The following is a 15,242-nucleotide window of genomic DNA, read 5'->3' as shown; positions in this document are numbered from 1 at the left end:
AATAAAAAGGAAGGAGGACTGCATAACCTCCTTAGTCGTTAGCTCAAGGGATCGGGCAATTTACCGCCATCTTCTCCTATTGCTAAGGTGATATAGATAGGCGCCTTAATGGGTGTAACACTAAACTTAGGTTTTGCTAAATCGGCCATTCCTACAGTCGTTGTAGGGTTTATTCCGCCGCAAACAGCAATAAAATGGCCTTCGCTTAAGAGTTGATTGGTGTTGCTTTTTTTCATAGTAACGCTCCTTTGGTGCGTTGGTGGGTGATAAGAGGGCGTACGTATTAGTCGCCTCTTGGTGAATAAAGTGTCTTAAAACAGGCAGCAATTAATGCTGTTCGACTGTTTATATTGAGCTTTCGATAAATGTTGGCGCAGTGAAACTTCACTGTTCTTTCGCTAATAAAAAGCTCGGTGGCAATAATTTTGTTAGGTAGGCCTTCCATTATTTTACTTGCTACCTGTAATTCGCGTTTTGACAAGGCGTCTATGGGTAGAGGAACTGGCATACCCGAATGAGCATATAAATAAAGCGGGTTGCCATTAAGGCTTATGGTAGGTTGGGTTGCTTCTCTTACTTCTGACATGATGATTCTCCGTTTACGCTATTAAGTGGTGTGGCTGGGTTTGAAGGGTATATATAGGGTGTTAGACGGCCATCGCTAAGCCGATATACAGTGTCGGCTTGCGCAATAGACTGAGGCCGATGGGCCACCATAATTCGGGTGATATTTAATGCTTTAAGGTGGTGATTAATGTGGCGTTCGTTGTCTAAATCTAAGTGGCTACTCGCCTCATCGAGAAATAAGATATCCGGCTGTTGGTAGAGCGCTCTTGCAAGTAATAGCCGTTGTTTTTGGCCCCCACTTAAACTGCTTCCCATATCGCCTACCAAGGTGTGGTATTGCATGGGCATAGCCAATATTTCATGGTGAATGCACGCCATTTGCGCTACCCGTACTAACCGTTCATGATCAACCACTTCATCAAAACAGCTAATATTGTCGGTAATAGAGCCACTTAAGCATACATCTTCTTGTAAAACTGACGCGACTACGGGGGGCTTTTGTATACCTTGAGAGTGGGGATTGAGTGAGTAATGTGCCACTTTTCCTGCGCTAGGTTGATAAAGGCCCATTAAGCACTTAAGCAATGTACTTTTACCGTTTCCGCTTGCCCCTACGATGGCAATAAATTCGCCCCGCGTAACCGTCAGTTCGATATCGCTGATTACAGGGTCACAGTTTTCGCCATAACGATAGGTTAGCCCGTGTGCCACTAGGTGTGCCTGTTTGCATCTATCTGCTTTTGTCGAAAAGTTAGCGCCTGGTGTGGGTTTGCTTAAGGTGTTTTTTTGCTCAACCGGGGTTAGCAGAATATCACCAATACGCGAAAAGTGAACGTCTAGCATGCGCAGTTCTATAACACTGTTGATCACATTGTCCAGCGCGCTGCTAAAGCGGCCTTTATAAGCGATAAAAGCCAACATCATGCCCACCGTTAACGTGTTATCCATCACCAAGGAAGCGGCAATATAAATAACCAGTAGGTTTTCAATACCAAATAGAAGCTGATTAACGGCATCGTTGCCAATGCTTACTTTGCCTAAACTAAGATCTTTATTAAGCGTAGAAACAAGTTTGTTTTGCCACTGACTTTGGCGCTTCGTTTCTTGCTGATACACACGAATAGGCAACATGCCTCTTACGCTTTCCATAAAATGGCTTTGTTCATTCGCTGCCAACCCAATACGCTCACTCGTAAGTCGCCTCATTAATGGAACAAGACCCAAACGAATAGCAAGATAAATGGCCATGATCATGAGCACCGTTAGGGTAAGTTCAACGGAATAAACAAACATTACAGCTAGGGTTACTAAGGTCATCACCCCGTCAAGCAACGCCGCTACCAGGCCGGTAGTAAGAAATTCGCGAATGCTAGAGAGCGAGCCAAAGCGTGAAACGACATCGCCTACATGGCGCTTCGCGAAGTAATCGAGAGGGAGTGACAGTAAATGGTTAAATACCGAGGCCGATAGCTGCAATTGAAGGCGGGTAGAAACGGTTAATATAAGTAGTCGACGTACTATATTGGTGGCTATTTCTATTACCAACAGCAAACAAAAGCCTAGCGCCAGCGCTTTTAGTAGCGCGTGATTATTTTGAATAAGTACGTCATCTACCACGGTTTGCATATAGTAAGGCGCGGCCAGTGAAAATAACTGAATAAGCGCCGACAATGTAAGCAAGGTAAATAAATTTCGTTTAACACCAACAGCGTTACTAAAAAAGTCTCGTAGTGATAAGGCCGCAGGTGCACAAGAGGGTTTAAATGTGTCGTTGGGTAAAACCTCAAGAGCAATACCTGTTACGTGCTGGCCTGCTTCTGCTAGTGGCAAAGTACGCTTGCCAAGGGCGGGATCGTTAACGGTAATAGCGTGCTTTGTCACTTTGGTCAGCACCACAAAGTGCTGCATATCCCAATGCAAAATGGCCGGGCAAGGTAACTGCTTAAGCTCGCTAAGCTCCACTTTTAGTGCGCGACATTGGAAGTTAAGCTTAGCCGCAATGTTCATCACATCCATTAAGGTGGCCCCGCGCAACGAAACAGATATCTGCTGGCGTAAATGGGTGATGTCGCGGTTATCGCCGTAATATTGGGCTATCATATTAATACATAGCAGTCCGCACTCAGCCGCTTCTGCCTGCAGTAACACTGGCACCTTTTTCTTACTACTTAAGCTTGTTAAGTTAACCATGGCTATAGCCTCCCCGAAACACTAAACAGGGGCTCAAGTAACCACTCAAGCAAGGAGCGTTGGCTTAGCGCTACATCGGCAGAAAAGGTCATGCCCGATTTCAACGGCACGGTTTTACCGTATGCATCTATGGTGGCCCGGGAAAGCTGTGCTTTAACTAAATAGGCAGGCTCGTTAAGGGAAATAGGCGCATCTTTCCATTCTCCGGGCAGCACTAAGCCCTTCGATATACTCACTATGTTGCCTTGTTGCAGGCCAAATTTTTGGTAGGGAAAAGCATCATAGCGAATGTCTAACGCCTGTCCGGTTTGAATAAATCCTGCAGCGCTAACGGGCACTAAAAGCTTTGCTTCTATTGTGCTATTCGCTGGCAGTATGCTGAGTAGCGGCAGGCCGTGAGAAACGGTTTTTCCCTTGTAGGCCTGCAATCCAGAAACCACGCCATCTGTCGCGGCATATAAAATATGTTTGTGTTCTCGGGCAATGGTAAGAGATTGACGGCTAAGCTCGCTTAGCTGGTTTTCAATAGTGGCAATATCGTTCGCTAAGGTTTGAGGAAGTTGGCGTAATTCGAACTCAAGCTCACTAATCTCAGTGTGTTTTTGTGCGCTATTACGCTTTGCTTGTTGCCACTGTCGACGGGCGTTTATTGCCTGTATTTTGCTATCGTTTAACGCCGCTTTGCTAATATTGCCACTGGAAAGTAGCCTTGTTTTAGCATCATACTGCTCACTGGCTAACAAGTATTGTTGTTGGCTAAGGGTACTAATAGTATCAAGGGCAAGTGCGTCTGCGTTGGCATTGCTAAGACGATTATTAAGGTGCTGTTGTTTACTTTTGTGCTGACGTTTAAGGCGGGCTATAGTCGCTTCTAATCGGCCTGCATTGTTTTCAATTTCGCGAATAAGGCTATCTTCAATATTGCGATTAAAGCTTTCTTGCACACCGTAGTTTATCGCCACAAGTGGTGCACCTTTTACCACCCATTGGGCTTCGCTTACGTATACGTTTGAAATAACGCCCCGACGCTGATCTGCGTATACTTTTTGTATGCCTTGCGCGGGCTCTAGCCACCCTGTTACCGTGGTTTTTCTTGCATAACTGTTGGTGCTTAAAAACAAAGCTACTATCACTACCCACATAATCAGCACGCCGGTAGCAAGCATATAACTTGGCTTCGGGGTCATCAGTAACCCGCCTCGAAAACCTAAGCGTTGGTGTGCTAGAGCTTGCTGCCGAAATAGTCCGCGTCTCATGGTAAAATCCTAGTAATAAAAAAAGGTATCTCGCTGCCAATTCCCTATGGCGTTTCGTTAAATTTGCTGCCTAAAGCAAGTGTGTCCATGCTGTGTGCCGAGATACCAAAAGGTAGTCAGGGTGACCACATAACGTTATCTAGAATAGGGGGTAAAAAGGGGGGCTTCCTCGCAGGGCAAGTCAGTATTTTTATGCAAAATCAGCACTTAAAATCGATGGCGCAATTTTAAATGTATCGGCTCAAATTTAAATATTGACCCAAGACAATGAAAATGAAATGGTTACTTAAACTGTACGAAGATTGTGCTATAAAGAATGAAGCGCGTGTGAAAAAACAACGTTCCCAGCCTTAATGAAACAGGAAGTCATATGTTTGTACCCAGCATTTTGCTTAAGCAGTTGTATACCCACGGTAGCCTAACGAAAACAGACAACGGCATTTCTTTCTCGCTTAAAAATAGGTTAAAGGATGCCACCATAAAAGAGCTTAAATGGATTTCACTTGATGGTGAAAAAATCGCCCCACATAAAATATCACTGCAGCTTTCAACCGATAATTCGGTGTCGGTAAATGAGCTTAATGAAGGGCCTGGTACCCCTTTTTCGCTTCGCCAAACAATTACGGTTCATGTTGCGCTTGAGCAAGAGGTAAGCCCTGAAAAACGCAAATTAGGGGTGTGCTTTTCAGCATCGCCGTTTGGAAAGTTAAAGTTTGAAGTAGAAGATAATGTAACCGAACCGAGTTCGCGCACCACCCACATACCACGGGACGATTTAGACGACTACAGCGAAACTATGGTGAAAAAGCGTCAGGCGTATTTTGAAAGCGCTACCGGCGCTAAAGTTAATCACGTGGGAAAATACTCCATTAACCCTAACGACTTAAAAGGAAATATTGAGCATTTTATTGGTGTTGCTCAGGTGCCCATAGGTATTGCTGGGCCGTTGAAAATTAATGGAGAGCATGCACAAGGTGAGTTTGTGGTACCTCTTGCGACCACCGAGGGTACGTTAGTGGCTTCGTACAACCGGGGAATGAAGCTATTAAATATGAGTGGAGGGGTAACCGCTACGGTAGTTGATGACGCCATGCAGCGCGCACCGGTATTTATATTTTCAAATGCCCGTGGTGCCAGAGACTTTGTTAAATGGATTAAGCAAAACATCGATAAAATTCGCGAGGAAGCCGAAGCTACCTCTAGCGTGGCAAAGTTAACCTATATTGATAACTTTTTATCTAACAAATTTGCGTTTTTACGGTTTAATTTTAGAACCGGCGATGCCGCAGGCCAAAATATGGTAGGGCGGGCGACGTTTGCTGCCTGCGGGTGGATTTTAGACAACTACGAAGGTATAGAGAATTTCTATTTAGAGTCTAATTTCGCTACGGATAAAAAAGCATCACAAATTAATATTATGCGCACCCGGGGCAAAAGAGTAACCGCCGAGGCAACCATTAAGCGGGAGCACCTTTTACAGGTTATGCGGGTAGATCCTAAGCAAATTGACTACCATGGGCGGGTGGCCGCTGTTGGCTCGTTTTTATCAGGGGTAAATAACACCGGGTTACACTCGCCTAATGGTATTACTGCTATGTTTATTGCTACCGGGCAAGATGTGGCCAACGTGTCTGAGTCGTCTGCGGCAATGATGTATTCAGAACTTACCGATGATGGTGATTTGTATGTCTCTATTACTATCCCTTCTCTTATTGTGGCAACCTACGGCGGGGGAACGGGTATTGGTACGCAGCGAGAGTGTCTTGAATTGATTGATTGTTACGGCCGCGATCGCGTGTACAAGTTTGCAGAAATTGTGGCCTCTGTAGTGTTGGCAGGAGAGATATCACTGGCCTCAGCAATCAGTTCGTCCGACTGGGTATCGTCGCACGAAGAGTATGGGCGCAACCGGTAACGGCCAATCGATTACGCTTATCCACCTAGGTCTTGGCGTGCTCTATAGAGGCTAGCCTCTATAGAGCAGTGCCTCGTTTGACGCTTCTTTGCAATAAACGCTCATTATTAACACCGACAAAAGCGTAACTAACCAACATGGGCGAAGGGAAAAATTGTCCTTCCCCCATGTGGCTATGTCTTTGTCTTAAATACGACTAGTGCTGCCAATGATAATGGTGGGCTTTCGCTTCCACTTCATCAGCGGTTTGTTGAGGCATAAACGTTGCGTTATCTTGCTCGAAGAAGAACGGCTGACGTTGTGTTTTACTGCCTACTTCGTTCATCGTAGCTGCCTCATATACTCGCCCGTTTAACACCGTATATTCAACGTATTCACTTCTACGAATGTCGCTAAGTACATTGCCTTCGATAACCACTAAGTCGGCAAGTTTACCTTTTTCAATACTGCCAATATCGTTACTCATTCCAAGGTGAGTAGCGCCATCAATTGTAGCGCCTCTAAGCGCTTCGAACGGTGTAAAGCCACCTTGGGTCATTAGCCATAGCTCCCAATGGGCCGCTAAACCCTCACGCTGCCCGTGCGCGCCTATATGCACGCTTACACCGTTATCACGCAGTTCTTTAGCATAACTGGCTACATTCTGGTGGTTGTACTGGTTTTCGGGTGCACGAGGACGGCGGATCGCACGTCGGTCTACAATACTTGAAGGGGTGTAGCGAAGTAGGCGCGGGTTTTTCCATACTTGCGTTTTGTCATACCAGTATTCTTCGCCCATCATACCGCCATACGACACGACAAACGTAGGGGTATAGCCAAACTCAGTGGCTTTCCAAAGTTGTGTAACATCGCTATAGCCCCGTTCTACAGGCAAGCTGTGCTCAAGCCCCGTATGGCCATCAACCAACATGGTAAGGTTTTGCTGTAGTTTGCCGCCCCCCTCAGGAACCACCATCATATCTTGGTTTTTAGCGGCCCAAAGTACTTGCTGGCGCTGATCGCGACGGGGCTGGTTATAACTTTTTACCGATATTGCGCCGGCTTCTTTTAAGCGCTCAACATGAAAATAAGCATCGTCGTAATTGTTAATAATCGCTTTATAACCTAACCCTTCGGCGCCGTACAATATGGTGCCGGTAGAGTATATCCGTGGCGCCACTATTTTACCTGTGCGCTGAAGTTCAGCAGCGGCAAAAATTTCAGTGGTATCATTAGATGGGTCGTGAATTGTGGTTACCCCAAACGCAATATTTGAAAATTGCTTCCAGTTTTGTTGCGGTATTATCTCATTACGACCTTGTGAGCCATGAGCATGCGCATCTACCAAACCTGGAATAATGGTTTTTCCTGCGGTGTCTATCTGCATGGCGCCGGTGGGAATTGTCACCTCGCCCCGTTTGCCAACCGCTTCAATACGATTGTCTTTAATAAGCACCACACCATCTTCAATTACTTCCTCGGTGTTGTTGGCATCACGCATGGTTACCACGGTGCCGCCTATTAGCGCCTTATAACCCGTTGGCTTGTCAGCGGCCGTGGTAAACGACAAATCAATACCGCTTGTCACGGGCTCAGGAAGGCTTTCAGCCGCGCCATCAACAAAGGAAAATGCCTCGTCTAACGAACGAGTAAACAAGGTAGGGCCATTAAACCAGCTTACCGTGCGGTTATCTGGCGACCAAGTAAGGTATTCCCCGGCCCGTGATGACAGTTGAGTTACCGGCAGCGATTTCATATTGGGGCCTATGGTAATTTTCTTGCCATTTTCTACAAAGGGCGCCACATAGGTTTTAAACTGATACACAAAAGCCACCCACTTTTTATCATGAGAAAGTTTGTACTCACTAACTTTGGTGGCTCCGTATAAATGGGTGCGTTTGTCGTTACCCTGTAAATTAACGCTGGATAGCTGGCTTTCATTATAGGGGGTGCCGCCCACTGACTCGGTAAAGTAAACTCTGTCGTTGTTACCTGCAAAGTGGGCGTTATAACCCCCTTGGCTAACTTTTGTCACTGTCTCGTGCGCTAAGTCAGCCACATAAATACCGGGCTCTACCGAGTACTTAGGGTCTAGTAGGTAGCCGCCAGTAAACTTGCGGTATACCACTTTTTTACCATCATTCGAAAAAGAGGGCTCAATATAATGACCTGGTGCGGGGGAGATAACGTCGCTGCGCCCGCCACGTGCAGATATTACCCTCACTGCACCTAACTCTTGGTCGTTCCAGCTGGTATAAACAATTTTTTTGCCGTCATTTGAAAAGCGAGGGTAATATTCATCATGCGCGTTTTGCTTTGTCAGGCGTTTAACCTTCCCCGACTCAACATCCCTAACATAGAGTTTACCTAACGCTTGAAACAAAATGGTTTGCCCGTTAGGCGACATTTGTGACCAACGGATGGTTTTCACATCAAACTCATCTGGCGCTACATCTACATCAAAACGCAGTGCATCAGCGTATTGAACACTAGCATTAACGTGAATATCTAGGGTCTTTGTGGTTTTACTGGCTACATCAATAGTGTGAAATTTACCGCCAGTCCAATACACAATTTTGTCGCTATCTGGCATCCAATCGAAATAGGCAAAATAGCCTTCAGAGCCAAAACCTTCTTGCATGTCGCGCTCTAACGCTAGCGTAAGCGGTGTTTCAAGGCCGGTCTTCACATCTTTAATAAATAAACCGGTTCTGTCTTTTACTCGGCGAACAAAAGCAACGTATTTTCCATCAGGTGAGGGCGTTGGCACCACAGCGCCCCCTGTACCACTGATATAGCGGCTCTCTTTACCGGTTTCACGGTCGAAGCGCGTAATGGCGAAAATGCCCTTCAACGGGTCTCGATTGTATTCAAAACGACTGCCCGGTACCGTATTTTCGGTATAGTAAATGTATTGCCCATCATGGGAGAATACAGGGTCGGCGATATTTTGCTGATCCCGCTTACCATTATTGCGCGCCTTTATTTGCAAGCCTTCACCGCCGGTGTGGTGATACATCCAGATTTCACCAGCAGGAATACTGCGGCTAGACATAATACCTTTTGTCGCTACCAAGTATTCGCCATCTGGGCTCCACTTTGGTGAGTGTATTGTATTGTTTTTTTCAGTGGTTATCTGATGAAGATTTTCACCATTTATATCCATTACCCATATATTGCTTAACCCGTCGCGATCAGAGACAAACGCCACTTTAGTGCCGTCAGGAGAAATAGTCGGGTGAATGTTCCATGCAAAGTCTTGGGTTAACGGTGTGGCTTCGCCTCCTTCTAGGCTAACGCGGTAAAGGTCGCCAAGCATGTCAAACACCATAAACTTGCCCTTAGGGGAAATAGTCAAACTAGACCAGGTTGTTTCGGTGGTAGATATTGCCACTTCAATTAAATCAAATGGAGGCTTAGTTACCTCCCAGCTTTCTACGTCGTATTCTGCTTTTTCTTCACTGTCGTTTAGCGCGAACGAGGCGGGTGCTATACCCAAACCCAAGGCACCTACCAGCGTGATAGCCGGTAAACTTTTTTTTATAGTTATCATAAATGTGCGTCCAATTATGTGTTTGTTATCTTCTTTTTACACCGAAGCACATAGGTAATTAGCTACATGTGTACTTCAGTAGGGTAAAACCAAGTGTAACCTTACTGTAAAGCCAAAAGAATCATGTAGGTTATACGATTGTAAGCACAATTTTAACGTTTAACTTTCGTTGAAGTATTTTCGATAATCGTTACTATTCGCATTTACCCTAAAATGTGAGAGCGTTATTTTGAAACTTTGGATACGACGAGTGCACCTTATGCTTGCTTTAGTGTGCGGTTTGTTTATCGCATGTTTAAGCATTACCGGTGCATTGCTCATTTATGCTAAAGATATCCAAACGCTCCTCCAGCCTGAAAAGTGGACAGTACACAATCAAGGGCCTGTATTAACTTTCTCCCATATAATTGATGGGCTAGAAGCTAATACTGGCCACCAAGTGAAACGTTTAATGCCTGAAGATGACCCCCACCTTGCGTGGCAAGCTACGCTTGATAGCGGTGAATACGTAAGCCTAAACCCCTACACAGCAAAAATACTTTATCGATACGACTATTACAGCACGCTTTACGGGTTCACATTGGGCATTCATCGGTGGCTATTATACCAAGACAACGACAATACAATGCCGCTTCGAAACTGGGTTTCAATAAGCGCGTTGGTACTTATCCTAGAAGTGATAGTAGGCTTTTATCTTTGGGTAAAACCTAAAAATAGAATAAAACGTTTAGCAATAAAAAGACGTGCGAAGTTTCGCACCCTCATGTATCAGTTGCATACTGTTTTAGGCGTTTATTTGGCCATACCCCTTATTCTAATTGCCTTCAGCGGTATCGCGTTCAATTGGAAAAGCGTCACGCAGGGAGTAGTTGAAGCCGTTACTTTTTCTCGAGTAGAAGTTCGACCCGTGCCCGCCCCCTTACCAAAAAGTGATAGTTTATCGGTAATCGCAATTGATAACGCTTATCGCAATGCTATTGCCACTTTTCCTAATGCTAGGTTGTTTCGAATTTACTTGCCCACAAAGCCTGGGGAGCATATTGGGTTTAGGTTGCAGAACCCGGGTGAATCTCATGCTTACAGTTGGGTGTGGACCAACCCGCTAAACGGAAAAGTAACGGGTTATTACGATGCCTCAAAAGCGAATACCGCCACTCAAGTGTGGAACTTTAAATACAAATTCCATATCGGCGGTTTCGCCGGCCCCATACTCCAGTTGGTATGGCTTTTTATCGCCTTATTGCCTGCTCTGTTAACATTTTCAGGTTTTTACTTTTGGTATAAGCGGCATTTCAAGTAGCGCCTTATACAAATACACTTTTATTTGCAATAGCTAATGATAATCGTTTTCATTACCTTTACATTCGTCTTTTACATCTTTAGTATAAAGCGCCTGTTTATCCTATTATTCTTAAAAGAGTTTCCATGTTTAAAACCTTACTTTCGCTTACCGCACTCGCAACGAGTGCGTCCTCTTTTGCAAATGGCGCCCCAAATGATATGGAACGAATTGTCGTTTCGGGGAGCCGGGTAATAGAAAGTATTGATGAAGTACCTGCATCAATCACCGTTATTTCAAAAAAGCAGATTGAAGCGCATTTAAAGGTTAACCCTGAGCTCCAGAGCCTATTAGCGCAAATGGTGCCTGGCCTTGCACCTGATACGGGAAGCTCGAGCAATACCGGACAATCATTGCGCGGTCGCGCACCTTTGGTAATGATTGACGGCGTACCTCAATCTACCCCACTTCGAAATGGCTCTTTAGGCGTGAAAACCATCGACCCAAGTGCATTGGCAAGAATAGAAGTTATTAAAGGTGCAACTTCTGTATATGGTAACGGCGCTTCCGGCGGTATTATCAATTACATTACAAAACAGGCCACTACGAAAGATACGCACGAAGGGCTAGTGAGTGTGTCATCACGATTTAGTGCGGTAAAGGTGGAAGAATCAGCGGGTGCACGGGTTTCGGCTGCTGTGAATGGAAAAGTAAAGAGTTTTGATTACCTCGTCACCGCAAGCTATGAAGAAAATGGTGTACAGCGTGATGCACAGGGCGATATTTTAGGTTTACAGTACGGATTATCAGACGCAGAAACACAGAATTATTTTACTAAGCTAGGCTACGAGTTCGATGAACAAAAGCGTTTAGAGTTCAGTTATAACTACTTTAGCTCTCAGCAAAAAACGGACTTAGGCGATGTGCCTGGTGACATCAATCAAGGGCAAAAAACCTATGCCATTCATGTGCCTGAGGCGCTACAAAAGCGCGGAAAGCCCCAAGGCCCCGACGGCAATGAGAACATTACCGTTAAATATACTGACACCAATATCTTTGCCAATAGTCAAATGACCTTAGATGTTTACTCACAAGATATTGAAAACGTATTTTTCTTCTCTTTAAATCTAGCTAATCCTGATGAAGGATATGAGGGTGGGCAGTCGATTATCCGCTCGGAAAAGCGCGGTGCACGGGCAACGTTCAACAGTGTTTTCGACTTTGAGAACGTCGAGGCAAGGTTTATTTACGGTATCGATGCACTTCAAGATACCACATCACAGCCCTTAGTAGATGGCCGCGTATGGGTACCAGAGATGGATATGGACAGCGTAGCAGGTTTTTTACAAACAAAGTGGGTAATTAACGATGATATAATTGTTAAGGCAGGCGTAAGAAGAGAAAGTATCGACTTATCAGTGGATGACTACGAAACCTTAAAACTTTGTATCTCAGCGACTCAATGCTCAATTCCTTTACAAGTAAAAGGCGATACCATCGACTATGATGCCACCACCTATAACGTGGCGGTAAAGTATAATTTAAGCGATGCGTTTAGCCCGTTCTTCAATTATTCGCAAGGTTCTGATATCACTGATGTGGGGCGTTTATTGCGGGCTGCCACGGTGGATGATATCGGCCTTATTCAGACCGAGGCGTCAATCATTGATAATTACGAAGTGGGCTTCACCTCCATTTTCGACCAGGTTCGTATTGAAGTTGCTGCTTATAGAAGCACATCAGAGTTAGGTACCACCAATAGCTTTAACGAAGTGACTGGGGTGTATGAACCGGTGCGCGCCCCTCAAGAAATTTGGGGATATGAAGGTATTGTAGACTATCGCGTTTCAGACACTTTAAGCCTAATGGCAACCTATAGCTATGTAGAAGGCAAAGATACCCAGTCGGATACATATTTAGGGTCGCGACAAATTAGCCCACCTAAAGCCACCGCAAATATTAATTGGCAGCCTTTAGATACCTTATCGTTCACCGTTAGCTATTTGCACGTAGGTGATCGTAAGCGCTTTTCACCTAACGCCGATGGCGACTATGTGGGCGATCAGGGGCCTATATCAAGCTACAACCTCATCAACCTTAGTGGGCAATATCAGCTTGCTGAAAGCTGGAACGCCTTCATGGGTATAGAGAACTTATTTAACAGCGATTATTACCCTGCCCGCGCGCAAGCCTATACGTATGGCGGGTATAACATTAAGGGCTTAGGCACTACTGCCACACTCGGTGTAAGCTATTCATTTTAACCCCGCCTACCGCCAGCCTGTGCTACCTCGTAGTAACAATACGAGGTAGTGTTTTTGTCCTAATTACCTTACCAATGCTCGTTTAAACCTAAAGGATTATACTTAGAGCATGTAAGTAACAGAAGGTGCTGCATTTGTATGAAGTCAGTCTCTAATGACGGCTTCACCCGTTCTATTTTACTAAAAAGAAGCTAGTGTGCTCTCGAAGCTTTTCGGCCAGTTCGGTGAGGTGCGCCGCAACGGCTTGATTTTTTTCATACAGATTTATAGAGGTTTCACCCATTGTCGTAGCTGTCGATATAACCTCACTTAGGCTATCACTTAGTGTACTCATGGTTTTTAGTTGTTTAGAAGAGGCACTCACTACTTGGCTTATGTGATCGAGTGATTGTTTCGACTGCTGTTCTATTAGCTCGAGAAAACGGCTAGATTCGTCAGAAAGCTCTATTCCGCGATCTACTTGCGGGAGGCTAGAAGACATAATGTCCATTGTCATCGACGTTTCTTGCTGAACCTCATTTAGCATCGATGAAATCTCTGCGGTAGCTTCACCGGTCCTAGACGCTAAGCTACGAACTTCATCTGCGACAACAGCAAAACCGCGACCTGATTCTCCCGCCCGCGCAGCTTCGATGGCTGCGTTTAAAGCAAGTAAGTTGGTTTGTTCGGAAATTGCACTAATGGTGTTCGTTATTCCACTTATTTCTTGCGTGCGTTTTTCGAGCTTACGGATATTATCTACCGCTGAGTTAACTGTCTGCGCTAAGCTTCTAATTTCACTGGTCGCATTAGAGACGGCACGTTTTCCGCGTTGAGAGGTTTCAGAAGCTTCAGCAGAGTTGCTTTTCGTTTGTGTAAGTAAATCTTCAACCGTACTGGCTTCGTCTCTTAGGCTATCCATAATAGATACGATTTGTTCACTTTGCGCGGCTTGCACAGTAGCGAGTGAGTCTAAATTTGAGCCTTTATCTTTTTTATTCGACTGTTTAGTAATATTCTCAGCAGCACTATTAATGCCACTTACTGTACTTCTAAGTTGCTTTTGAAGACGAGCGACAGAGTGAAGAACGCTACCTTGATGCCTACTTTCAACATGAATCCCAAGATCGCCATTTGACATACTTTGTAGGATTTCAGCGATTTCGTGGGGCTCCCCGCCTAATTGCCTTTGGAAGTACGAAATTAGTAACCATGTTACTAAGATTGCAATTGCGATTGCTACAGCCGTTGCTACGTGCATCATTCCCGAAAAGTCGCCGGTGGCTTCTCGTACAGTCATTGTTTCTATCTGATTTTGTTCTTCTTGATAGTCGATAAAAGCGTTTATTGCAGCGAGCCAATCAATAAACAGGACTTTCGCTTGGGAGAGCAATAGATCTTTAGCCTCTTCAGTGCTTCCGTTAAGCCTGAGGTTAATAATGCTATCTACAAGGGGAAGGGTTTTAGTTTCTATCTGCTCGATTCGGCGAATCATTTCTCGCTCTTTTTCAGAGCTGTTTTGTGCAAGCATCTGAGCCATTGGCTTAGCCGAAGCCTTATAAAAATCAGCCAGTCTATTTATCTCTGCAACTGTATTTTGAACTTCAGAATCTGACTCGATGAGAACTACATCTCGAATTGCTATCGCTCTATCGTGTACAGAACCACGAAAGTTAATTGCATATCGTTGTTTTACACTATTGATGTCATTGATGGTTGTCATTTTTTCATCAATAGACTCTACCTCACGGGTACCGGTGACAGTAACTAAGCCTAGCATGGCGATAACTAAACCAAAGCCAACAAGCAAACGGTGACTGACTTTCAAAGAATTCAACATTCAAACATCCATATCATGAAAATTGATCAACACTTACAACCTAGTTTACCAATAAGCGTGAGTGCAAGCGTATTTGGTAAAAACTATCGAGAGTATTGGTAACTGCAATTGGTGTAGGGTAAAAGGAAAACAACGATAAGGCTAATAATAAAAATCTATTGTTGTTAATCGGAATTTTTGATTAAGTGAGTTTAGATTTATCGGGCTTAGTATAAAAACCGCTTTTTATCGATAATTAAGCGCGAAAAAAAAAGCGTTTACCCTACAAGGGTAAACGCTTTTTTTATAACCACTGACCCATCCTAAATAGCGTTGACACTTTTCAAACTTAATTTGGAGAGTGCAATGAAATCAAATAGCAAAAGAACTCAACGTGATTATTCACTCGCTTTTAAACTGGCAGTTGTAGACCAAGTTGAA

General features: G+C 44.6%; 9 protein-coding genes. 3 read left to right on the top strand and 6 right to left on the bottom strand.

Annotated features, from left to right (window positions below):
- Positions 1-38: 38 nt before the first annotated feature.
- Genes GTH32_RS13570 through GTH32_RS13555 form a run of 4 tightly spaced genes read right to left on the bottom strand, consistent with a single transcriptional unit; the run spans position 39 to position 4,013 of the window.
- The gene (locus GTH32_RS13570) at positions 39-236 is read right to left on the bottom strand and encodes a hypothetical protein (RefSeq protein ID WP_163086621.1); all 198 of its coding nucleotides are present in this window, start codon (positions 234-236) and stop codon (positions 39-41) included.
- 47 nt (positions 237-283) lie between these two features.
- Positions 284-586: a helix-turn-helix domain-containing protein gene (locus GTH32_RS13565; protein WP_163086618.1), complete on the bottom strand. Its 303-nt coding sequence runs from the start codon at positions 584-586 to the stop codon at positions 284-286.
- Positions 574-2,757 (bottom strand): peptidase domain-containing ABC transporter, encoded by a 2,184-nt coding sequence (locus GTH32_RS13560; RefSeq protein ID WP_163086614.1) that lies wholly within the window; start codon positions 2,755-2,757, stop codon positions 574-576. Before GTH32_RS13560 ends, GTH32_RS13565 begins: the two co-directional genes overlap by 13 nt.
- Before the next feature lie 2 nt (positions 2,758-2,759).
- On the bottom strand, positions 2,760-4,013 hold the full coding sequence (locus GTH32_RS13555; protein WP_246223259.1) for an HlyD family secretion protein: 1,254 nt from the start codon (positions 4,011-4,013) through the stop codon (positions 2,760-2,762).
- A gap of 370 nt (positions 4,014-4,383) precedes the next feature.
- Here GTH32_RS13555 and GTH32_RS13550 point away from each other — a divergent pair, with 370 nt between their 5' ends.
- The gene (locus GTH32_RS13550) at positions 4,384-5,928 is read left to right on the top strand and encodes a hydroxymethylglutaryl-CoA reductase (protein WP_163086612.1); all 1,545 of its coding nucleotides are present in this window, start codon (positions 4,384-4,386) and stop codon (positions 5,926-5,928) included.
- Positions 5,929-6,124: 196 nt separating this feature from the next.
- Here GTH32_RS13550 and GTH32_RS13545 read toward each other — a convergent pair whose 3' ends face one another.
- Positions 6,125-9,460, bottom strand: coding sequence for an amidohydrolase family protein (locus GTH32_RS13545; protein WP_163086609.1), 3,336 nt, complete (start codon positions 9,458-9,460; stop codon positions 6,125-6,127).
- 229 nt (positions 9,461-9,689) lie between these two features.
- On the opposite strand from GTH32_RS13545, the gene GTH32_RS13540 reads away from it, so the two are divergent.
- Positions 9,690-10,760: a PepSY-associated TM helix domain-containing protein gene (locus tag GTH32_RS13540; protein WP_246223258.1), complete on the top strand. Its 1,071-nt coding sequence runs from the start codon at positions 9,690-9,692 to the stop codon at positions 10,758-10,760.
- A gap of 125 nt (positions 10,761-10,885) precedes the next feature.
- The gene (locus GTH32_RS13535; RefSeq protein WP_163086605.1) at positions 10,886-13,003 is read left to right on the top strand and encodes a TonB-dependent receptor; all 2,118 of its coding nucleotides are present in this window, start codon (positions 10,886-10,888) and stop codon (positions 13,001-13,003) included.
- Positions 13,004-13,175: 172 nt separating this feature from the next.
- On the opposite strand, the gene GTH32_RS13530 is transcribed toward GTH32_RS13535, so the two are convergent.
- Positions 13,176-14,822 (bottom strand): methyl-accepting chemotaxis protein, encoded by a 1,647-nt coding sequence (locus tag GTH32_RS13530; protein ID WP_163086602.1) that lies wholly within the window; start codon positions 14,820-14,822, stop codon positions 13,176-13,178.
- Between the last annotated feature and the right edge of the window lie 420 nt (positions 14,823-15,242).

The organism is Alteromonas profundi (genome assembly GCF_010500865.1).
Classification (GTDB): Bacteria; Pseudomonadota; Gammaproteobacteria; order Enterobacterales; family Alteromonadaceae; genus Alteromonas; species Alteromonas profundi.
Note: the sequence above shows the minus strand (reverse complement) of the source record. Positions and strands in the feature narration are given on the sequence as shown.